The organism is Aureimonas sp. ME7 (assembly GCF_903970965.1).
Lineage (GTDB): Bacteria > Pseudomonadota > Alphaproteobacteria > Rhizobiales > Rhizobiaceae > Aureimonas.
In genome coordinates this window covers 113,654-135,683 of the sequence record NZ_CAJCKW010000009.1, presented here as the reverse complement: position 1 = coordinate 135,683, position 22,030 = coordinate 113,654, and the positions used below count along the sequence as shown (strand labels likewise).

Below are 22,030 nucleotides of genomic sequence, written 5' to 3'. Positions count from 1 at the left end.
AGGCGCGATGCTCTACGACATCCGCCTCCTAATCGCCTACCACTATCCCGGCTTCGTGCGCGACGCGCGCCACATCCTGCGCATCGACCCGCGGCGCGATCGCGGGCAAAGCGTTCTCGCCCGGACGCTCAAGATCGAGCCGGAGCCGACCGAGCTCGATGCCGAACCGGACTTCTTCGGCAACCGCACCGAACACCTTCTCCTGGAACGCCCGCACGAGGCGCTGCGCATCGAGCTTCGAACGCGCGTTCGCGTCGAACGCTCGGCTCCCGCGCTCGATCGCACGCCCCTTCCCGCCGAGTTGCACGGCATGGTCGAGGCGACGCGCGATGCTGAGGGGGAAAGCCCGATCCATTTCGGCGGCGCCGGACACATCGTCGCTCCCTCACCCGCGATCGGCGCCTATGCGGCCGAGACGATCGATGCCGGAACGCCGATCGGCGTCTGCCTCCTGGCCCTGACACGGCGCATCCGCGAGGAGTTCCGCTTCCAGGCCGGCGTGTCCACCGTATCCACCGGGGTCATGGAAACCTTCGCCAACCGGCGCGGCGTCTGCCAGGACTTCTCGCACATGATGATCGCGGGATTGCGCGCCATCGGCATCCCTGCGGCCTATGCCAGCGGCTTCCTGCGTACCGAACCTCCGCCCGGGCGCCCGCGCCTCGAAGGCGCCGATGCGATGCACGCCTGGGTTGAGGTCTGGCTGGGGGAGAGCGCCGGCTGGGTCGGCTTCGATCCGACCAACGGGTGCCTTGCGGGCGAGGATCACGTCGTCGTCGCACGCGGGCGAGACTATGCCGACGTCGCGCCGATCGACGGTGTCTTGATCACCTCCGGCCCGCAGAAGCACCATCACGCGGTGGACATGGTGCCGGTCACGGAGTGACCTCGCGCCGAGGCGCCGTGCGCGACGCCACAAGCGTCAACGACGCGTTTACCCTGCGAATGACAGGAGGGAACGTGGAAAGGATTCGTTCGTTGTAGCGGGTTCATGTTGGGCACCGAACAACCGGTAGTCCTGATGCAAGTCGATCTCCATACGCTCTACATCCTGTGTTTCGGGACGCTCGCCGTCGCCGGGGGCATGGCGATGTGGGACAGCCTCTTCAACGTCCAGCGCCGCACCGTCCTGCGCTCCTGGGCCACGGCCTATGCCCTTCTGTTCGCAGGCTGCATCCTTCTTTATGCGCGCGCCGAGATCCCTGCGCTACTGGCTGGCGGGATCTCCAACATCCTCATCGTATCCGGCTATGCCATGATGGTGGCCGGCATCGGGCGCATGGGCGGTCGCGTCGTGCCGCGCGCGCTTCTCCCGGCCGCCGTCGCCTTGGCCTGTCTCTGGCTCGCGATCGGTCCCCGGCTTCCGTTCCTCTACTGGGATGCCTTCGGGTCGCTCGCCATCGCCGCAACGCAGTTCGTCGGCGTGGCACTTCTGCAGGCGACGGGGCTGAAAAACCTGCGCTCACGGCCCGTCGCGGTTGCGATCTTCGCCACCCACGGCGTTGTCTATCTTTCGAGAGCGTTGATGTTGCCGTTTCTCGACAGCTCGCTCGACGGCGCTCTCCTGGCTTTCGCGTCCAAGACCACCATGTTCGAGTCGGTCCTTTATTCCGTCGCGGCGCCGGCCATCCTTCTCGCCATGGCGCGCGAGGAGAGCGAGAACCACCTTCTGGCCGCGTCCCAGACCGACTTTCTCACCGACCTCCTCAACCGGCGCGCCTTCAGCCGCCGCGTGGGCAAGCTTCTGGCCTCGGCGCGCCCGAGCGGCATTCTTCTGCTTTTCGATCTCGACCATTTCAAGCGCGTCAACGACACCTATGGCCACCAGACGGGCGACGAGGTGCTGCAGCTCTTCAGCCGCGTCGTCGAAGCCGAACTTCGCCCGCAGGACATCGCAGCGCGCTTGGGGGGCGAGGAGTTCGCCGCCTTTCTGCCGGGGCAGGACGCTCGCGAGGGCGAAACGGTCGCTCTGCGCATCGCGCGGCGCTTCTCCGAGGCTGCCGCCGCCGGATCCGGGCTCCCCCGCCTGAACCTGACCGTGAGCACCGGCCTTGCGATCACCGAGGGGTCTTCACTCGACGAACTCGTCGCCTCGGCCGATCGCGCGCTCTACCGCGCCAAACGGCTCGGACGGAACCGGATCGAACGCGACGACCCAGCCCCGCTGGCGGCCTGAGCCTCAGGCAGGCCGGTCGCCCGGCACGAGAACGATCGTGGCGAGCGGCGGCAGGCTGAGGGAGAGCGAGAACGGCCGGCCGTTGGCATGGACCTCCTCGGCCTCCACGCCGCCCATGTTGCCGACGTTGGAGCCGCCGTAGATCTCGGCGTCCGTGTTGAGCGCCTCCGCCCAGAAGCCGCCATGCGGCACGCCGACCCGGTATCCATGGTGGACGTTGGGCGTGAAGTTGCACACGACGAGCGCCGCGCCGCCGTGCCTGTCCTTGCGAAGGAAGGACAGGATCGACTGGTCGGCGTCGGACGTGTCGACCCATTCGAAGCCCTGCGGGTCGCAGTCGTTCTCGTAGAGCGCGGGAACGCCGCGATACAGCGTGTTGAGATCGCGAACGAGGCGCTGCACCCCCTTGTGCTCGGACTGGTCGGTGAGGTGCCAGTCCAGCGACTGGTCGTGGTTCCATTCCGCGACCTGCCCGAACTCCCCGCCCATGAAGAGCAGCTTCTTGCCCGGGTGGGTCCACATGAATCCGTAATAGGCGCGCAGGTTGGCGAACTTCTGCCACCAGTCGCCCGGCATCTTGCCGAGGATCGACCCCTTTCCGTAGACCACCTCGTCGTGGCTCAGCGGCAGGACGAAGTTCTCGGAATAGGCGTAGACCATGCCGAACGTCATATGGTGCAGGTGGTATTTCCGATTGATCGGATCCTCAGCCATGAAGTGCAGCGTGTCGTGCATCCAGCCCATGTTCCACTTGAAGTGGAAGCCGAGGCCGCCGGCGTAGGTCGGGCGCGACACGTCGGGGAAGGAGGTCGATTCCTCCGCATGGGTCGAGGCGTTCGGATACTGGCCGCCCGCCTGTTCGTTGGTCTCGCGCAGGAAGGCCATGGCCTCGAGGTTCTCGCGCCCGCCGTAGATGTTGGGCTCCCATTCGCCGTGATTGCGCGAATAGTCGAGATACAACATCGAGGCGACGGCATCGACGCGCAGCCCGTCGATGTGGAAGCGGTCGAGCCAGTAGAGGCCGTTGGCGACGAGGTAATTCTTCACCTCGGTGCGCCCATAGTCGTAGATCAGCGTGTTCCAGTCCTTATGGAAGCCCCGGCGCGGGTCGGCATGCTCGTAGAGCGCGGTTCCGTCGAAGCGGCCGAGACCGTGGACGTCGGTCGGGAAATGGCCGGGCACCCAATCGAGGAGGACGCCGATATCGGCCTGATGGAGAGCGTCCACGAGGCGCGCGAAGCCGGCCGGATCGCCGTAGCGCGCGGTCGGCGCGTAGAGGCCGATCGGCTGGTAGCCCCAGGAGCCGTAGAACGGGTGCTCGGAAACGGGCATGAACTCGACATGGGTGAAGCCCATCTCCTTCACATAGGCCGTGAGTTCTACTGCCAGCGCGTCGTAGTCGAGGAACGTGTCGCCGTCGCCCCGCTTCCAAGAGCCCAGGTGCACCTCGTAGATCGAGACGGGTTTCGATGCGTCCTGCCAGTCCTGCCCCTTGGCGCGAAAGGCGTCGTCCCGCCACTCGTGCTCCACCAGCCCGTCGACGATCGAAGCGGTGGAGGGTGCGAGTTCCTGAAGGAAGCCGACGGGGTCGGCCTTCAGCGGCAGGATCTCGCCGTGCTTGCCGATGATCTCGTACTTGTAGACCTCGCCGCGCCCGAGCGAGGGCACGAAAATCTCGAAGACGCCGGTGTCGAGCCGCTTGCGCATCACGTGGCGTCGGCCGTCCCAGGAGTTGAAGTCGCCGACCACCGACACGCGGCGCGCGTCCGGCGCCCAGACGGCGAAGGTCACGCCCTTCACCCCGTCGATCTCGGCCGGGTGCGCGCCGAGCTTCTCGTAGAGCTTGTAGTGCCGGCCTTCGGCCAGGAGATAGGCGTCGAAGTCGGTCAGGATCGTGCCGAAGCGGTAGGTGTCCTCCTCCTCCCAGGTGACCGAGCCGTGGGTGAAGCGGAAGCGGTAGGCGGGAAGCTCGCCCGCGATGAAGCCGGAGAACAGTCCGTCGACCTCGCCCGGCTCCAGCTCGCCGAGCACCTGGCCCTTCGCATCGATCACCTCGGCCCGCTCGGCGCCGGGACGCACGGTACGGATCACCGAGCCACCCTCCGCCCGGTGCCGTCCAAGAACCGAGAACGGGTTCTCGTGCCGCCCGACGCTCAGCGCGCGCGCCTCGTCGCCGTGAAGCGCATGGTCGAACGTGGAAAGGGTCCGGCTTGGCGTGGTTTCAGTCTGGCTCATCGGAGGACCTGACGCTTTCGAAGGAGGGAGACGATGCCGCGGAGCGGGATGGACAGCCAGGCGGGCCGCATGGCCGCCTCGTAGCGCAGCTCGTAGAAGGCTTTCTGGATCAGGAAGAGATCGAGGAGGCGCGAGTTCCCGTCGCTCGTCAGATCGACGCCGCTGGCTCGGCTCCAGGCCGCGAGGAAGGTCGCGCTGGCTTCGTCGCGCCACCGGTCGGCGGCGTCCCGCACGGCATCGCCGCCCTCCCCCAGCTTGTCGCGCGCGGCGAAGGCGGCGTAGTCGAAGGAGCGCAGCATCCCCGCGACGTCGCGAAGCGGCGAGGTCTTGGCCCGCCGCTCCTCCAGCGGACGCCCGGGCTCGCCCTCGAAGTCGAGGATCACGGCATCCTCGCCGGACACGAGAACCTGGCCGAGATGATAGTCGCCGTGGATCCGCGTCCGGTGCCCGCCGCCGGCAAGCCCGTCGAACCCTGAGAACCAGTCGTCGATCGCGATGCGCGCGGCCAGAAGCGCATCGATCTCGCCATGCAGTTCGGGGCTGCGCTCGCGCTCGGTGGAGAGGATGTCGAGCGCTTCGATCGCCTCCTCTCGCGCTTCCGACACGATGCGCTTCAGCGAAGGTGCGTCGAGCGGTTCCGGGTCGAAGGCCGGATCGCCGGTCCGGGTGGCGAGCGCGGCATGCATCTCGCCCGTCCGACGTCCCAGCGTTTCACCGGCGTCGAAACGCTCCGGCGACGCACTCCCGCCGCTCAAGACCGCCACGAGATCCGTTGTCACGACGCTCCAGGCGTCGCCCCGGTTGGCGACGCGCTCGAAAAGGGCCGCCACCGCGGCGCTGGCGCCATCGGCGCGCCGGAGTTCCACCGAGCCGTAGAGCGCGGGCGCGCCGGTGAAACCGGTGCGCTCCGTCAGGAACTCGGTAAGTTCCAGCTCGGGCTGCTCCCCGTCGCGCAGCCGCCGATAGAATTTCAGGATCCCGAGCGACCCGATGCCGACGGACGTGTTGGACTGCTCGCCGGACAGGACCTTGATCTCCGATGGCGGCACCTTGGCGACCTCCACCAGACGGTCGGCGGCGGCCTGGCTGCGATGGGCCGTCAGAGCGCCGCGCGTCGCATCGCCGCCAGCGATCCAGCCGATGACCTGCGCCGCGAAGGCGGCGTCGCGCGCGCCGTCCGCCAACGTGCCGCGCGCCGGGCCAGCGTCGAAGCCGAAGGCGGCATCGCCCTCGCCCGCCGCTCCCAGCGGCAGGAAGTAGCGCTGCTCGTCGCCCCCCTCGATGTGGACCACAAGTTCGCCGATTTCCGGTCCGCCAGCGAAGGGCGAGACGATCGGGGCGAACTCCGCCCGCTCGATCCGTTCCGTACGCCCGGCAAACCAGCGTTGCCGGTTGGCGAACTCGACGAGCGCCGCCGAGGGAAGGTCGCCTTCGGCCTCACCGGTGCCGGAGGGATGGGATGCGGTCATGCTGGCACTCTCGCTTTCCGGCCGGGGTCGCCGGCATCGAAGGATCCGCCTCGGGGGCGCCTCATGCGTCAGATGGAAATGCGGAACACCGCATAGGGGTTCTCGTCCGGGCGGAACCACCAATGCTGGATCTTGCCGGCCCAGGTGAACCGCTGCCCGCTGACGAGATCCTCGACCTTCACCGACGCGTCGTCGGGCAGGTCGAACTCCCAGAGCGGCACCTCGAAATGCCCGCCTTGCGCGTTGTGCGGATCAAGGCTCACCATGATCAGGAGGAACGACGACAGGTCCGGCGTGCGCTTGGCGTAGTAGAGGACGTTGTCGTTCCAGAAGTTCAGGAACTCGAGGTTGCGGAAGTCGCGAAAGGCGGGCTCCGAACGACGGATCTCGTTGAAGAAGGCGATGTCCTCACGGATATTGCCTTCGCGCTTCCAGTCGAAGGCGCGGATCTCGTACTTTTCCGAGTCCTTGTACTCTTCCTTGCCGGCGAGAACCGGCTCGTGCTCGCAAAGCTCGAAGCCGGAATAGACGCCGTAGTTGCCCGCCAAGGTCGCTGCCAGCGCCAGGCGGATGCGAAAGCCTGGCCGCCCGCTCGTGTGGAGAAAGAGCGGGTTGATGTCGGGCGTGTTGACGAAGAAGTTCGGCCGCATGAACTCGGCGCACTCCTCCTGCGTCAACTCGGTCAGGTACTCGCGCAGCTCCCACTTCTGGTTTCGCCATGTGAAGTAGGAATAGCTCTGGTTGTAGCCGACCTTGGCGAGGCGCTTCATGAGCTTCGGCCGCGTGAACGCTTCGGCCAGGAACACGACCCCTGCGTCCACCCGCCGGACCTCGGCGATCAACCACTCCCAAAAGGGGAAAGGCTTGGTGTGCGGGTTGTCGACGCGGAAGATGCGGATGCCCTTGTCCACCCAGAAGAGGACGGTGCCGAGCAGTTCCTGCCACAGCGACGGGATCGAGCCCTCGCGGTAGAAGTCGACATTGACGATGTCCTGATACTTCTTCGGCGGATTCTCCGCGTATTTGATCGACCCGTCCGGCCGCCAGTCGAACCAGTCCGGGTGCTGCTTGATCCAGGGGTGGTCGGGCGAGCACTGGATCGCGAAGTCGAGCGCGAGCTCCAGCCCATGATCGGCGGCGCGCGTCAGGAGGCGCTGGAAGTCGGCAAAGGAGCCGAGTTCGGGATGAAGATCCTTGTGGCCGCCCTTGTGCGATCCGATCGCATAGGGGCTGCCCGGCTCGCCGTCCTGCGCGGTGACGCTGTTGTTCTTCCCCTTGCGATTGCTCTTGCCGATCGGGTGGATCGGGGGAAAATACAGGACGTCGAAGCCCATTTCGCGGATGTCGGGCAGGCGCGCGATCACGTCGTCGAACGTACCGTGTCGCTTCACGTCGCCCGATTGAGAGCGCGGCATCAGCTCGTACCAAGAGGAAAAGGCCGCGCGCTCGCGGTCCACCCAGACCGGAACTTCGGTGCCGTAGCGCGACAAGTCCTCGCGCACCCCGACATCGCGAAGGAGCGCGGTGGTCTCCGGTTCCACGAAGGCGGCGTAGAGCGCCTCGCCGTCGCCCTTCTTGGCGAGCTTCTCCACGCGCTGGCGAAGCGCCTTGAGTTCCTTCTGCTGGTCGCGGGTGCCGCGCCCCGAGGATGCCGCCTTGTCCAGAAGGATCGCGCCCTCGATCAGCTCGAGCTTGATGTCGACGCCCGCATCCTTCTTCTTCTTCGTGTCGCTCGCCCAGGTGGCGAACACGTCGCGCCAAGCGATGATCGTGTAGCGATAGGGGCCGGGGCGGTCGAAGGAAACGGTCACGCCCCAACGGTCGTTCGACAGGAACACGAAAGGCGTTTCGCGCCACCCGTCCTCCCCCACGCCCCTCGTCAAGAGCGCGGCGGCGATGATCTCGTGGCCATCGGAAAAGATGTCGGCCGAAACGGTCAGCGGCTCGCCCTCGAACCGCTTCACCGCGAAGCGCCCGCCGTCGATCTCGGGCGAAACGCCCTCGATCGCCACGCGGTCGGCGGCTAGACGGTTCAGGCGCTCCAGCGATGCTTCCGCCGCCTTCCGGGCTCCCGCGTCGCGCTTCTTCGGCTTTTCGTTGATCACGGCCTCGGACATGAGCGAACCTTCTTCCTGCCTCGCGAATGCGCGAGCGAGCCGATGGGCCGGCTTGTTCGCGCTCGCAGAAGGAATAGGGGGCGGGCGCTCCGGTTCCAGAGCGCCGCCCCCGTTTCTTCGCGGGAAGGCTAAGGTGAGCCGAGGCGTCAGCCCTGCGCGGCGAAGACCTGCCGCTGCTCGCCGAGCACCGCGTTGCCGAGCGTGACGATGTCGCCGCCCTTCAGGAACACCGGCGGCTTCTGACCCGCGCCCACACCGTGGGGTGTGCCCGTGGTGACGATGTCGCCCGGCTCCAGGGCGAAGAACTGCGAGGCGTATGAGACGATCGTGGCGAAGTCGAAGATCATGTCCGCGGTCGAGCCGGTCTGCATGCGCTGGCCGTTGACGTCGAGCCAGAGTTCGAGGCTCGCGGGATCCTCGATCGCGTCACGCGTCACCAGCCAGGGGCCGAGCGGGCCGAATCCGGGCGCGCTCTTGCCCTTCAGCCACTGCCCGCCGCGCTCCTTCTGCCAAACGCGCTCCGACACGTCGTTGCACAGGCAGAAGCCGGCGACATAGTCGAGCGCCTCCCCCTTCTCGACCTGATAGCAGCGCTCGCCGATGACGACGGCGACCTCGACCTCCCAGTCCACCTGCGAGGCCCCCTTGGGGATCGTCACCCCGTCGCGCGGACCGGCGATCGAGGACACCGCTTTATTGAAAAGAAGCGGCTCGGTCGGCACGTCCGAGCCGGTTTCGGCGGCGTGCTCGGCGTAGTTGCGCCCGACGGCGACGAAGTTGCGCGTGCCGCCGACCGGAGGACCCAGCCGATAGGACGGGTCGGTCTTCGGCAGACTCTTCACATCGATCTGGCGCAGCTTCTCCAGCCCGTGGCGCGACAGGACCTCGCCGGCGATGTCGTCGATCTCGCCCGACAGATCGCGCAGGTGGTTCTCGTCGTCGATCAGTCCGGGCTTTTCCGAGCCGGGTTCGCCAAATCTCACCAGTCGCATGTCGTGTCTCCGTTTTATGCCGCGGCCAGCGGCCATCGTCCCAACCATAAGCCGAGGCGGCCGAGGCCGTTCCGCTTCGCTTCAGCGCCCTTCGGCGCTTTCGCTCGGCATGTCGTTGCCGAGCGCCTCGCGCGAGATCGGCTGGTCGAGCGGCGAAGGAAGGTCTCCTGCGCTTCCGCCGCGCGCATGGACCTTACGCCCGCCCGCATAGGTCGCGACCACAGAGCGGTCGTCGCCCATCGTCATCAGGACGAAGAGCTCTTCCTCCAGCGTCTCGATCCGCTCGTGCCGCCGGCGCATCGCCGGCGTCGCCTGCGTGTCGAGGATGACGAAGTCGGCCTCGAAGCCGGGCGCGACCTGCCCGATGCGCGCCTCGAAACCGATCGCCTCGGCATTTCCGGCGGTCAGCATGTAGAAGGCGGCATGCCCGCGCAGCTTCTGGGAGCGAAGCGCCAGGACCTTGTAGCCCTCCGCCGCCGTCGTCAGCATCGAATAGGACGTGCCGCCGCCGATATCGGTCGCGATGCCGGTCCTGAGGCCCGCCGCAAGCGCTGCGTCGCGGTCGAACAAGCCGGAGCCGAGAAACAGATTGGAGGTCGGGCAGAAGACGGCAGTGGCGCCCGCTTCCGCCAGGGCGGCGCGCTCGCGGGGGCTCAAGTGGATGCAGTGACCATAGAGCGCCTTTGGGCGAACGAGGCCGTAGCGCTCGTAGACCGCCGTATAGTCCTCCGCCCAAGGGAACAGCTCTGCCACGAAGGCGATCTCGCCATGATTTTCCGAAAGGTGCGTCTGGATGTGCAGATCGGGATGCTCTGCCGCGAGCGCGCCCGTTGCTTCCAGCTGCGCCTCGGTCGAGGTCGGCGCGAAGCGGGGCGAGATGGCGTAGGACAGGCGTCCATTGCCATGCCAGCGCCCGATCAGGGCCTTCGACTCGTCGTAGCCGCGCTCCGGCGTGTCGAGAAGCGCTGCCGGTGCGTTGCGATCCATCATCACCTTGCCGCCGACCATGCGCAGGCCGAGCCGGTCGCTCTCGGCGAAGAAGCTCGTCGCCGACTGGGGATGCGAGGTGCAGAAGGCGACGGCCGTCGTGGTGCCGTTGCGCAGGAGCTCGTGCAGCAGGAAACGGGACGCCGCGTCCGACACCGCCGGGTCGCCGTAGCGCACCTCCTCGGGGAAGGTGTATTTCGACAGCCACTCCATCAATTCGGTGCCGTAGGAGCCGATCACCTGCGTCTGCGGCAGGTGGAGATGGGGATCGATGAAACCCGCCATCAGAAGGTGCGGGCGGTAGTCCGACACGGTCATCGCGGGATCGAGATCGGGAAGAAGTTCGGACGCGTTGCCGACGGTCTCGACGATCCCGCCGCGCACGACGACGAGCCCGTCGTCCCAATAGCGATGCGAGGCCGTCTCGCCCGCGAGCAGCGGATGGGCGTGATAGGTAAGGACGCGCGCGCGGATCGCCAGCGTGCCGCCGTCGTGCAAGGTCGGTTCGGTCATGGAGTCAGCCTAAAGCATTTCAGGCGAAAGCCGAATCGGCTTTCACGTTCGTGACGTGCGAGAAAAAGGGGAAACGAAGCCGATCGAAACGATCGGGGGATCACCGGAACGCGTTCGTCACGGCCGATAGGTGCCGTCGCCTGAGCGGATCCAGCGCGCCAGCGCCAGCCGCTCTTCCGGCTCGAGCCCGGTGATGTTGCCGGGCGGCATGGCGTGGGAGCGCACGGCCTGCCGCTCGATCAGGGCGGCGTTGAGGACGATGTCTCGGCCCGTTTCCAGAAGCACGGCTTTGGGCGCATGAGCGATGCCCGGCCAGAGCGGCGCGCGCGCGTGGCACATGGAACAGCGCGACTGGACGATACCCTCCGCCTCCCCGAACAGGGGCGAGCGCGCCAGCGCGACCTGCGGGTCGGCGGGAAAGTCGAGGCTCGTGTCGGCGGCCGCCACCGTTCCGGGTGCAGCGCGCCAGCCGGGCGCTCCGGACAGGGTGATCACGGCGGCAAACAGGAGCCCCGCCACCGCCCAGCACCACCAGAGCTGCCGCCCCGTCCGATGCATCGTGTTGAAGAAATGGCGCACCACGGCGCCGATCAGGAGCACGAGGCCCGCGATCACCCAGTTCCACTCCGTCGCGAAGGCGAGCGGATAGTGGTTCGACAGCATCAGGAAGACGACGGGCAGCGTCAGGTAGTTGTTGTGGAGCGAGCGCTGCTTGGCCGCCGCGCCGAGCCGCGGGTCGGGCGTGCGACCGGCCTTGAGGTCCGCCACCACGATCTTCTGGTTGGGGATGATCAGCATCGCGACGTTCGCGGTCATGATCGTCGCGATCATCGCGCCGGTATGGAGCATCGCGCCGCGCCCGGAGAACAGCTGGCTGAACACGAAGCTCGCCGCCACGACATAGACGAAGAGGACGCCGAGCAGCGCCGAGTCGTTTCCCCGCAGCGGCGACTTGCAGATCGCGTCGTAGACCACCCAGCCGAGGCCGAGGCCCGCGATGCCGATCGCGCTCGCGCCCCAGGCCGGCAGGTCGGCCTTCGCCGGATCGACGAGGTAGAGGTCGGCGCCGATATAATAAACGAGGAACAGAAGCGCGAAGCCGGAGAGCCAGGTGAAGTAGCTCTCCCATTTGAACCAGGTGAGGTCCTCGGGCATGTGCGGCGGGGCGACCATGTATTTCTGGATATGGTAGAAGCCGCCGCCATGGACCTGCCAGGCCTCGCCGCCGACGCCGACCAGGGGCGCGCCGTGGGGTTTACGCAGGCCGAGATCCAGCGCGATGAAATAGAAGGACGAGCCGATCCAGGCGATCGCGGTGACGACGTGCAGCCAGCGCACGCCGAACTGGAGCCATTCGGCGAAATAGGTCCACATGGGATGAGCTCCGAAGCGCCGCCCCCTTGTCGCGAACGCCCCCAACAGTGATCCGATGTGCCTTCAGCGGCCCCTCGCCGTTCAGGAGACGGTGGGAGGAGCAGGCGTTAGGTCGAAGGGCGCGGACGCCCTTCTAGTTCTCCGAAACGAGCACCCTTCCAGGGCGCCGACAAAAGGGTCGTGATAGCGAGGCGTATGGAGTGGATCGGCGAGAACCGAAGCGGAGCGGACTTTCGTCCGTGAGCCTAGGCAAGCGCAGCCGATCCGCGCCAGACGGCCGTCAGCGCGATCCGAACCTAGTTCCGCACGCCCTCAACGTACCAGTCCATCTTCAGAAGATCGGCGTCGGGCACGACGGTGCCGGCGGCGATCTTCTCGGCGCCCGACTGGTCCTTGATCGGGCCGGTGAAGATTTCGTAGGTGCCGGCCTTCGTCTCGTCGACGACCTTCTGGGCCGCCGCCTTCACGTCCGCCGGCATGGCAGCGTTGAAGGGCGCCATCTCGACCTCGCCTTCCTTCATGCCGAGCCAGACGTCGCTGCGCTCCCAAGTGCCGTCCATCACCGCCTGGACGCGGCTGACATAGTACGGCCCCCATTGGTCGACGATCGCGGTCATGTGCGCTTTGGGCGCGAAGCTCGTCATGTCCCAGGCCTGGCCGAAGGCGATGGCGCCGCGCTTCTCGGCCTCCTGCAGGGGGCCCGGGCTATCGGTGTGCTGGGTGATGACGTCGGCGCCCTGGTCGAGGAGCGCGCCGGTCGCCTGCGCCTCCTTGGCCGGGTCGTACCAGGAGTTCACCCAGAGGACCTGCGTCTCGAAGTTCGGGTTCACCTTGCGCGCGGCGAGCGTGAACGCGTTGATGCCCATCACGACTTCCGGGATCGGGAAGGAGGCGACATAGCCCGCTTTGCTTGTCTTCGACATATGGCCGGCGATCGTGCCGAGCACGGCGCGGCCCTGGTAGAAGCGCGAGTTGTAGGCGCTCATGTTGGGCGCGGTCTGGTAGCCGGTGGCGTGCTCGAACTTGACGTTCGGAAACTGCTTGGCGACCTTCAGCGTCGGGTTCATGAAGCCGAACGAGGTGGCGAAGATGATGTCGTTGCCGTCCTGCGCGAGCTGGCGGATGACGCGCTCGGCATCCGGCCCTTCCGCGACGTTCTCGACGAAGGTCGTCTGCACCTTGTCGCCGAGCTTCTCGGCCAGGTACTTGCGCCCCTGGTCGTGGGCGAAGGAATAGCCGAAGTCGCCGACCGGGCCGACATAAACGAAAGCCGCCTTGACCGGGCGGTCGGCCACCTGCGCGAAGGCCGGCAGGCCGCCGATCGTCACAACAGTGGCGAGGGCGACGCCGCCCAGAAGAACTTGTCGGCGGGTGAGAAGGCTCATGGTCGGCTCCTTGGCAAGCATGAAAGGTGGTCAGGCGGTGGCGCGGAACGGCTTGCCGAGGCAGGCCGGGGCGGCATTTCGGATTCTGCCGCCGCCCGAGATGAGGGCGAGCACCAGGATGGTCGCGAGATAGGGAAGGCTGGTCAGGAACTCGGGCGCCAGAAGCGACCAGCCGGCTGCCTTGGCCTGCAGTTCCAGCGTGATCACCGCGCCGAAGAGATAGGCGCCCAGAAGCAGCCGCCCCGGCCGCCACGAGGCGAAGACGACGAGCGCGATCGCGATCCAGCCCCGCCCCGCCGTCAGCCGCTCCGCCCACATCGGGGTGAGCACCAGCGAATAATAGGCGCCCGCCAGCCCCGCCATCGCCCCGCCGAAGAGCACCGCGAGATAGCGCACCTTGAGAACGGGATACCCGATCGAATGGGCCGACGTGTCGCTTTCGCCGACGGCGCGCAGCACGAGGCCGGCGCGCGTGCGCTGGAGAAACCACCAGACGCCGAGCGTCAGGAGAAGCGAGGCGTAGACGATCGGCGAATAGCCGAAAAGGACGCGCCAGATGGGGTCGCCCGAAAGGCTCTGCGGAAAGAACGAGCCGAGCGTCGGCGTGGTGATGCCGACGAAGGAGGCGCCGGCCAGCGCCGAAACGCCGGTGCCGAAGATGGTCAGCGCCAGGCCTGTCGCGACTTGGTTGGCGGTCAGCGTCAGGGTAAGCCAGGCGAAGATCAGCGACGAAGCGGCGCCCGTCGCGATCGCAGCGAACGCGCCGAGCGCGGGCGAGCCGACGCTGACGGAGACGGCGAAGCCCGTCACCGCGCCGATCAGCATCATGCCCTCGACGCCGAGATTGAGGACGCCGGACTTTTCCACCACGAGTTCGCCGAGCGCGGCGATCAGGATCGGGGTCGACGAGGCGACCACCGCGACGACGATGGCGACGATGAACTCGGGGCTCATGCGGCCGCTCCCCGGCCGGAGGTGGGCTCCGGCACGAGGCCGGGTGCGGGGGCGAGAGGCGCAGGTGCCACCGCCGTGCCGCGTCCGCCCGTTGTCAGCCGGTAGCGAACGAGGATGTCGACCGCGAGCAGGAAGAACAGCATCATCGCCTGGAACACGCCGATGGCGGCGGCCGGCAGGCCGATCGTCGTCTGCGCGCTTTCCCCGCCGACATAGGTCAGGGCGAGGACGAGCGCGGCGAGCACGATGCCGATCGGGTTCAGGCGCCCGAGAAAGGCGACGATGATGGCGGTGAAGCCGTAGCCGGTCGGAAAGGCCGGCACCATCTGCCCGAAGGGCCCCGCCGCCTCGAAGATGCCGGCGAGCCCCGCCAGCCCGCCGCCGAGCGCCATCGTCATCCAGACAACCCGCCCTTCGCGAAAGCCGCCGTAGCGCGCGGCCTGGGGCGCCAGCCCGACGACGCGGACCTGGAACCCGGCGACCGTCCTCACCATCAGGAACCAGACGGCGAGCGCGAGCGCCAGCGCCACGGGAATGCCGAGGTGGATCAGCGTTCCCGGAACCACGTAGGGCAGCGTCTGGGCGCCCGAGAACATCGCTGTCTGCGGGAAGTTGAAGCCCATCGGGTCCTTCCAGGGCCCGCGCATCAAGTAGTACAGGATCTGGATCGCGACGTAGTTCAGCATCAGCGAGGACAGGATCTCCGAAACGCCGAGCCGGGTGCGCAGGAAGGCGGGGATCGCGGCCCAGGCCATGCCGCCGAGAACACCCGCCGCGATCATCGCCGGCAGGATCCAGGCGCCCTCGCCGTCCAGCGTCAGGAGCGCGACCCCGGTGCCGGCGAGACCGCCGATCACGTATTGCCCTTCCGCCCCGATGTTCCAGACATTGGCGCGGAAGCCGACCGACAGGCCGATCGCGATCGTCGCGAGCGGCGCCGCCTTCACCAAGAGGTCCTGCCAGCGATAGGGGTTGAAGAGAGGCGTTACGAAGATCTCGCGCGCCGCGCCCAGCCCGTCGTAGCCGAGCGCGGTGAAAAGGACGGTGCCGACCACCAGCGTCATCAGAACGGCCAGCACCGGCGTCGCCCACAGCATCGGGCGGCTCGGCTCGCGCCGGGGAACGAAGCGCAGCGCCATCACGCGGCCTCGGCGCCGGGCTGGGTCTCGCCATGGACGCCACCCATTAGAAGGCCGACCCGGTCGATGGAAATCCCCTTCACGTCCATGGCTTCCGACAGCCGCCCCTCGTTCAGAACGGCGATGCGGTCGCACAATTCCAGAAGCTCGTCGAGATCCTGGCTGACGACGACGATGGCCGTGCCGCGCGAGGCGAGGTCGATCATTGCCTGCCGGATGAAGGACGCAGCACCCGCATCCACGCCCCAGGTCGGCTGGGACACGACGAGAACCGCCGGCTCCTGCTCGATCTCGCGGCCCATGATGAACTTCTGGAGGTTGCCCCCCGACAGGCTGCCCGCCAGCGCCCGCGCACCCGTCGCCTTCACGGAGAAGGCGGAGATCACGTGACGGGCGTAGTCGCGCGCCGCGCCCGGCCGCAGGAGCCCGGAACGGGCAAGGCGCTTTCGCCCCCGCGCCGAGAGGATCGCGTTTTCGGCCAGCGTCAGCGCCGGCACCGCGGCATGGCCGTTGCGCTCTTCGGGCACGGAGGCAAGGCCCCGCCGCCGCCGGGCCGACACGCCCTCGCGCTCGGCACGGACGCCGTCGATCGTGATCGCACCGGATACGCCTTGAAGCTTTTCGCCGGCCAAAACTTCCAGGAGTTCGTTCTGACCGTTGCCGGCCACACCCGCGACGCCGAGGATCTCGCCCGCGCGCACCGCGAAGGACACGTCCTTCAGCGATGTGCCGAAGGGCGGATCGCCGGGGGCGGACAGGAATTCGGCGCGCAGGCGAATTTCGCCGAGCCGCCCTTCCGCCTTCGGCTTCAGCGCCTTCAGGGAGCCGCCGATCATCAGTTCGGCCATGGAGCGGGCCGTTTCGGTGCGCGGATCGCAGGCCGCCACGACCTTGCCGCCGCGCAGGATCGTCGCGGTCGAGCAGAGCGCTTTGATCTCGCCGAGCTTGTGCGAGATATAAAGGATCGAACAGCCTTCGGACGCCAGTTGGCGCAGAACGGCGAACAGGGCTTCGACCTCCTGCGGGGTCAGAACCGAGGTCGGCTCGTCCATGATCAGGAGCTTCGGGCGGCCGAGGAGCGCGCGCACGATCTCGATGCGCTGGCGCTCGCCGACCGACAGCGTGTGCACCTCGCGATGCGGGTCGAGGCCAAGGCCATAGGCGCCCATCACCTCGCGCACGCGAACTTCCAACTCTCGTGCGGGCGGGGGATCGTCGAGGCCGAGCGCGATGTTCTCCAGCACCGTCATCGCCTCAAACAGGCAGAAATGCTGGAACACCATGCCGATGCCCAAGGATCGCGCCTCGCGCGGTGAGGCGACGCGAACGGGGCGCCCGTCGAAGAGGATCGTCCCCTCGTCCGCCGCTTGAACGCCGTAGATGATCTTGACGAGGGTCGACTTGCCCGCCCCGTTCTCGCCGAGGAGAGCATGGATGCGGCCCGGCTCGACGGCGAAGGACACGTCGTCGTTGGCCACGACGCCGGGAAAGCGCTTGGAGATACCCTTCAGTTCAAGACGATGCGCCATGAGGCTCCGAGCGGCGACGATCCGAGAATCGAAGTTATTGCACTCACATTACGCAGTCGCAAATCCTGCGCAATCCTGATCCAGCTTATGCCCAAGAAGTTGAACCACAAGTTCGGCGACGACGAGCACGGCGATGACAGCCGGCCGCTTGTCACGCACGGGGAAGGCGCCGATCGGCAGGACGAGGCGGTCGATCGCGGTCGCCTCTCCCCGATCTGCGAGGAAGCGCGCGAATTTCTGCCGCTTGGTGGCCGAGCCGATCATTCCGACATAGGCGGCGTCCTGCCTTTCGAGGGCAGCGGCGGCGATCAGGAAATCCAGCGCGTGGTCGTGCGTCATCACCACGAAAGCGGTGCCGGGTGGAGCATCGGCGATCGCATCTTCCGGCAAGGCGAGCCGTCGGCGCTCGACGCCGGACGGCAACTCCGCCAGCCGGTCGGCCCGCGCGTCGAAGACCATGGTGCGAAGCGGCAGTGCAGCCAAAGCCCGCGCGGTCGCCTGCCCCGTGTGGCCGGCGCCGAAGAGGTAGACATGCGGCCAGCGGAAGCGCTCCGCCTCGTCCTGCCGCTCCAGCGCTTCCAGAAGCGCGAACGTGCCGCGCCGGAGGGACAGGACGACGCGGCCGCCGCAGCATTGGCCGATCGCGGGACCCAAGGGAATGTCGAGCGAGCCCTCGCGCTCGCCCGCCTCCAGCATGCGCCGCGCCTCGACGATCCCCTCCATCTCCAGCGCGCCGCCGCCCACGGTGCCGAACACGCCGCTCGGCGTCACCAGCATCGCGGCGCCGGCTTCGCGCGGGGTCGAGCCGAGCGCGCGCTCCACGCGCACGACCATCGCGCGCTCGCGACGTTCCAGGGCGGCTCGAAGATCGGCGAGCAAGGTCAAGCTCCCCGCACCGCTTCGACTGCGGCGAGCACGCGCTCCGGCGTCGCCGGGGCGTCGAGGTCGGGGAAGCGTCGGTGGTCGCCCACCGCCAGAACCGCGTCGGCCAGCGCCGAGAAGACCGACAGCGCCAGCATGAAGGGCGGCTCGCCGACGGCCTTGGAGCGATAGATCGTCTCGGCCGGGTTGCGCCCCTTGTCCCACAGGCGGACGCGCAGATCGTCCGGCCGGTCGTTGGCGGTGGGAATCTTGTAGGTGGAGGGCGCATGGGTGCGAAGGCGCCCGGCCTTGTCCCACCAAAGTTCCTCCATCGTCAGCCAGCCCATGCCCTGGATAAAGCCGCCCTCGATCTGGCCGAGATCGAGCGCCGGGTTGAGCGACTGGCCGACATCGTGGAGGATGTCGGCGCGAAGCAGCTTGTTCTCGCCGGTCAGCGTGTCGATCACGACCTCCGAGCAGGAGGCGCCATAGGCGAAGTAGAAGAACGGCCGCCCGCTCGCGCTCGCCCGGTCGTAGGAAATGTCCGGCGTCGCGTAGAAGCCGGTCGAGGACAGGGACACGCGGGCGAGATAGGCCTCGCCGACGAGGTCGGCGAAGCGCAGTTCCTTGTGCCCGATCCGCACCCGGTTCGGCAGGAACACGACGGCTTCCCGCGCCACGCCGTAGCGCGACACGGCATAGTCGATCAGCCGTTCCTTGATGGTGCGCGCGGCGTTTCGCGCCGCCATGCCGTTGAGGTCGGAGCCCGAGGATGCGGCGGTCGCCGAGGTGTTGGGCACCTTGGCGGTCGTGGTCGCCGTGATCTTCACATGGCCGACGTCGATCTGGAATTCCTCGGCGACGACCTGCGCGACTTTGGTGAAAAGGCCCTGCCCCATCTCCGTGCCGCCGTGGTTCAGGTGAACCGAGCCGTCCTTGTAGACATGCACCAGCGCGCCGGCCTGGTTGAGATGGGTGGTGGTGAAGGAGATGCCGAACTTCACCGGCGTCAGCGCCAGCCCCTTCTTGAGGATGGGGCTCGCCGCATTGAAGGCGCGCACCGCCTCGCGCCGGGCGCGGTAGTCGCAGGAGGCTTCCAGTTCCTCGACGATTTCGGCGATCACACAGTCGTCCACCGCCATGCGATAAGGCGTCAGCCCCGGCTCCCCCTCGCCCATCGGGGCGTAGAAGTTGTGCTTGCGTACGTCCAGCGGATCGAGGCCGAGATCGAAGGCGATGCGATCCATCGCCCGCTCGATCGCGACCATCCCCTGCGGCCCGCCGAAGCCGCGAAAGGCGGTGTTGGAAACCGTGTTGGTCTTGAGGCGGCGCGAGTGGATGCGCGCGGTCTTGAGGTCGTAGGCGTTGTCGGCATGGAACATCGCCCGGTCGGCGATCGCGCCCGACAGATCCTTGGAATAGCCGCAGCGCACGAAATGGGCAAAGTCCGCCCCCACGAGCCGCCCTTCGCCGTCGTGGCCGACGCGGTAGTCGGTGCGCATCTCGTGGCGCTTGCCGGTCATCTCCATGTCGTCGTCGCGGTCCAGCCGGCACTTGGCGGCGCGCCCGGTGCGGGCGGCGACGAGGGCGCAGACGGCGGCGAACAGGGCGGGCTGCGATTCCTTGCCGCCGAAGCCGCCGCCCATGCGCCGTACCTCGATCATCACCGCATGGTCGGCAAGGCCCAATGCTTTCGCCACGTTGTGCTGCACCTCGGACGGGTGCTGGGTGGAGGAGCGCACGAGAACGTCGCCGTCCTCGCCGGGGATCGCGTAGGCGATCTGCCCTTCCAGATAGAAATGGTCCTGGCCGCCGGTCTCGATCCGGCCGGACACGACATGGGGCGCTCCCGCGAGCGCGCCTTCCGCATCGCCGAGCCGCATCTCGTGCGGCTCCAGGAGGTCCTCGCCCTTGGCACTTGCCGCTGCCAGCCCGTCGTCGATCGAGATCGCTGCCGCCTCGTCGGCGTATTCGACGCGCGCGAGCTTGGCGGCGAGGCGGGCGGTGCGTAGATCGCTCGCCGCCACCGCGAAGAGCGGCTGCCCGACATACTCGACCCGTGTCGTCGCGAAGATCGGGTCGTCTCCGAAGACCGGGGAATAGTCGTTGGTGCCGGGAATATCGTCGGCGCCGAGAACGCAGACGACGCCGGGCGCCTCGCGCACGGGATCGAGGTCCATGGCCAGAACCCGAGCGTTGGCGCGCGGGCTCATGGCGATGAAGACCTGCAGCGTTCCCGGCAGTTCGGGGTCGTCGTCGGTGTAGCGCGCTTGCCCGGTGACGTGCTTCTCGCCGCTGTCGTGGCGGATCGGCTGCCCGACGCCGCCCCGGAGCCGGGCTTGGGGCGCGGGCGGGCGCTCGTCCAGCACCTCCGGCCCGACGGTTCCGGCCTCGCCGCGATCCTGGACGCGCGTTTCCTCCATCACGCCACCTCGCCGATCCGGGTCGGCACGCCGGAGAGCTGGAGCTGGAAGCGCTGGAGACAGCTGGCGGCGGCCTTCAGGCGGTAGTCGCTGGTCGCGCGCATGTCGCTCAAGGGCTGAAAATCTTGCGCCAGCGCCCGCATCGCGCTCTCCACCGCCGCCGCATCGAACGGGCGCCCGATCAGCGCCTCTTCCGCATGGGCCGCGCGCTTCGGCGTTCCCGCCATGCCGCCGAAGGCGAGGCGCGCTTCGGACACGATCTCGCCCTCGAAGCCGAGCTTGAAGGCGGCGAGAACGGCGGAGATATCCGAATCCATGCGCTTGGAGATCTTGGACGCCGAAAAACGCTCGTTCGGCTTCAGAAGCGGCACCTCGACCGCCGCCACGAACTCGCCCGGCCGGCGATCCTGGCGCCCGTATTCCACGAAGAAATCCTCGAGCGGCAGACGCCGAACGTCGTCCCCCCGACGCAGGAACAGGGTCGCGCCGAGCGCGATCAGAACGGGCGGCAGGTCGCCGATCGGTGAGCCGTTGGCGATGTTGCCGCCGACCGTTCCGGCGTTGCGTACCTGATAGCCGGCGAAGCGGCGGGTGATCTCGGCGAGGTCGGGATGGATCTCGGCCAGCCGCTCGCGCGCCTGCGAATGCGTCACCGCCGCGCCGAAGAACAGGCTTTCCGGCCCTTCCTCGACGTGCCGGAGGTCGGCGACGCGCGACACGTCGATCAGCGTCTCGAAATCGCGGTGCTGCTTGGTGACCCAAAGGCCGACATCGGTGGCACCCGCCACCAGCGTCGCTTGGCTGTGCGCGGCATAGGTGTCGGCGAGATCGTCGACATGGGCGGGCGAAAGCCAGAGCTTATCCTCCGCCTCGTAACGAAACACGCCCTCGCCCCGAAGCTCCGTCAGCCGGCGGGCGAGTTCGGCATCCGCCGCGCCCGTATCGGGCGGCGCGATATAAGCCACGTCCAGCCCCGCCTCCACGATCGGCCCGTAGCCAGTGCAGCGGCAGAGATTGCCCGACACGACGTCCTTGACCGACTGCCGGTCGGTGAGTGCGCCCGTCAACCAGCCGGCATGGAGCTGCATCACGAAGCCGGGCGTGCAGAAGCCGCATTGGCTCGCGTGCCGCTCCACCATCGCCGCCTGGATCGGCTGGAGGCCGTCGCGCCCGATATGCTCGACGGTCTGCACCGCCCGCCCATGGAGCGCCGGCAGAAACAGGATGCAGGTGTTCAGCGCGCGGCGGCGAAGACTGCCTATCCCGTCCGGCTCCTCCACGAGGACGGTGCAGGCGCCGCAGTCACCTTCCGCGCAGCCTTCCTTGGTGCCGGTGAGGCGCTCGTGGGTGCGCAGGTACTGGAGCACGGTGGTGGTGGGCGGCAGGCCTTCCACCGCCCGTTCCTCGCCGTTCAGGACGAAGCGGATCGGCGCCATCAGCTGCCCCGATAGGTCGAGTAGCCGAAGGGAGAGAGTAGAAGCGGCACATGGTAGTGTCGATCTTCCGAGATGCCGAAGCGGATCACCACGTCGTCCAGGAATTTCGGGTCGGGCAGGCCGAGCCCCTGCGCGTCGAAATACGGCCCGCAGAAGAAGGTCAGCTCGTAGGCGCCGGGGCGGAACGCATCGCCTTCCAAAAGCGGCGCGTCGCAGCGCCCGTCGGCATTCGTGCGCCCTTCCGCCACCGCTTCCCGGGCTCCGCCTTCCAGACGGTGCAGCACGAGTTCGAGCCCCGCGGCGGGGGTCCCGCGCGCGGTATCGAGAACATGGGTGGTCAGCCGGCCGGGGCCGGAGGGCGATGGCGCCATTCTGGGAGGATCCTCATGGGTATCGCCCAAGTCTGCACCCGTTTGCGATCGCCCGTCCAGCCCAAAACT

At 67.7% G+C, this 22,030-nt stretch carries 16 protein-coding genes; 2 read left to right on the top strand and 14 right to left on the bottom strand.

Annotated elements, in window-relative coordinates:
- Window positions 1-7: 7 nt before the first annotated feature.
- Together H7A85_RS15765 and H7A85_RS15760 are read left to right on the top strand one after the other, a co-directional pair.
- Window positions 8-886, top strand: coding sequence for a transglutaminase family protein (locus H7A85_RS15765; RefSeq protein ID WP_182086912.1), 879 nt, complete (start codon window positions 8-10; stop codon window positions 884-886).
- A gap of 135 nt (window positions 887-1,021) precedes the next feature.
- Entirely contained in the window at window positions 1,022-2,176 is a 1,155-nt protein-coding gene (locus tag H7A85_RS15760; protein ID WP_182086911.1) for a GGDEF domain-containing protein, read from the top strand.
- Window positions 2,177-2,179: 3 nt separating this feature from the next.
- Here the strand turns inward: H7A85_RS15760 and glgB are convergent, their stop codons facing one another.
- From glgB to uraH, 14 genes are all read right to left on the bottom strand, one after another.
- Window positions 2,180-4,411: a 1,4-alpha-glucan branching protein GlgB gene (gene glgB / locus H7A85_RS15755; protein WP_182086910.1), complete on the bottom strand. Its 2,232-nt coding sequence runs from the start codon at window positions 4,409-4,411 to the stop codon at window positions 2,180-2,182.
- A complete protein-coding gene (locus tag H7A85_RS15750) occupies window positions 4,408-5,880 on the bottom strand; it encodes a phosphotransferase (protein ID WP_182086909.1) in 1,473 nt (490 codons plus the stop codon). The genes glgB and H7A85_RS15750 overlap by 4 nt, the downstream gene beginning before the upstream one ends.
- A 68-nt stretch (window positions 5,881-5,948) precedes the next feature.
- The gene (locus tag H7A85_RS15745; protein WP_182086908.1) at window positions 5,949-7,997 is read right to left on the bottom strand and encodes an alpha-1,4-glucan--maltose-1-phosphate maltosyltransferase; all 2,049 of its coding nucleotides are present in this window, start codon (window positions 7,995-7,997) and stop codon (window positions 5,949-5,951) included.
- A gap of 146 nt (window positions 7,998-8,143) precedes the next feature.
- Complete coding sequence (locus tag H7A85_RS15740; protein ID WP_182086907.1) at window positions 8,144-8,989, bottom strand: fumarylacetoacetate hydrolase family protein; 846 nt, start codon at window positions 8,987-8,989, stop codon at window positions 8,144-8,146.
- 81 nt (window positions 8,990-9,070) lie between these two features.
- Window positions 9,071-10,489 (bottom strand): guanine deaminase, encoded by a 1,419-nt coding sequence (guaD, locus tag H7A85_RS15735; protein WP_182086906.1) that lies wholly within the window; start codon window positions 10,487-10,489, stop codon window positions 9,071-9,073.
- Between the two features lie 117 nt (window positions 10,490-10,606).
- Entirely contained in the window at window positions 10,607-11,863 is a 1,257-nt protein-coding gene (locus H7A85_RS15730; protein ID WP_182086905.1) for a urate hydroxylase PuuD, read from the bottom strand.
- Window positions 11,864-12,159: 296 nt separating this feature from the next.
- On the bottom strand, window positions 12,160-13,248 hold the full coding sequence (locus H7A85_RS15725; protein WP_182086904.1) for a BMP family ABC transporter substrate-binding protein: 1,089 nt from the start codon (window positions 13,246-13,248) through the stop codon (window positions 12,160-12,162).
- Between the two features lie 30 nt (window positions 13,249-13,278).
- Window positions 13,279-14,202, bottom strand: a complete 924-nt coding sequence (locus tag H7A85_RS15720) for an ABC transporter permease (protein WP_182086903.1) — start codon at window positions 14,200-14,202, stop codon at window positions 13,279-13,281.
- Window positions 14,199-15,341 carry an ABC transporter permease gene (locus tag H7A85_RS15715; RefSeq protein WP_182086902.1) on the bottom strand — a complete coding sequence of 381 codons (1,143 nt, stop codon included), beginning with the start codon at window positions 15,339-15,341 and terminating at the stop codon, window positions 14,199-14,201. Before H7A85_RS15715 ends, H7A85_RS15720 begins: the two co-directional genes overlap by 4 nt.
- Window positions 15,341-16,870: an ABC transporter ATP-binding protein gene (locus H7A85_RS15710; protein ID WP_182086901.1), complete on the bottom strand. Its 1,530-nt coding sequence runs from the start codon at window positions 16,868-16,870 to the stop codon at window positions 15,341-15,343. The genes H7A85_RS15715 and H7A85_RS15710 overlap by 1 nt, the downstream gene beginning before the upstream one ends.
- Before the next feature lie 48 nt (window positions 16,871-16,918).
- A complete protein-coding gene (gene xdhC / locus H7A85_RS15705) occupies window positions 16,919-17,749 on the bottom strand; it encodes a xanthine dehydrogenase accessory protein XdhC (RefSeq protein WP_244631230.1) in 831 nt (276 codons plus the stop codon).
- Between the two features lie 2 nt (window positions 17,750-17,751).
- The gene (gene xdhB / locus H7A85_RS15700) at window positions 17,752-20,154 is read right to left on the bottom strand and encodes a xanthine dehydrogenase molybdopterin binding subunit (protein ID WP_182086899.1); all 2,403 of its coding nucleotides are present in this window, start codon (window positions 20,152-20,154) and stop codon (window positions 17,752-17,754) included.
- The gene (gene xdhA / locus H7A85_RS15695; protein WP_182086980.1) at window positions 20,154-21,593 is read right to left on the bottom strand and encodes a xanthine dehydrogenase small subunit; all 1,440 of its coding nucleotides are present in this window, start codon (window positions 21,591-21,593) and stop codon (window positions 20,154-20,156) included. The genes xdhB and xdhA overlap by 1 nt, the downstream gene beginning before the upstream one ends.
- Complete coding sequence (gene uraH, locus H7A85_RS15690; protein WP_182086898.1) at window positions 21,590-21,961, bottom strand: hydroxyisourate hydrolase; 372 nt, start codon at window positions 21,959-21,961, stop codon at window positions 21,590-21,592. Before uraH ends, xdhA begins: the two co-directional genes overlap by 4 nt.
- Window positions 21,962-22,030: the final 69 nt, after the last annotated feature.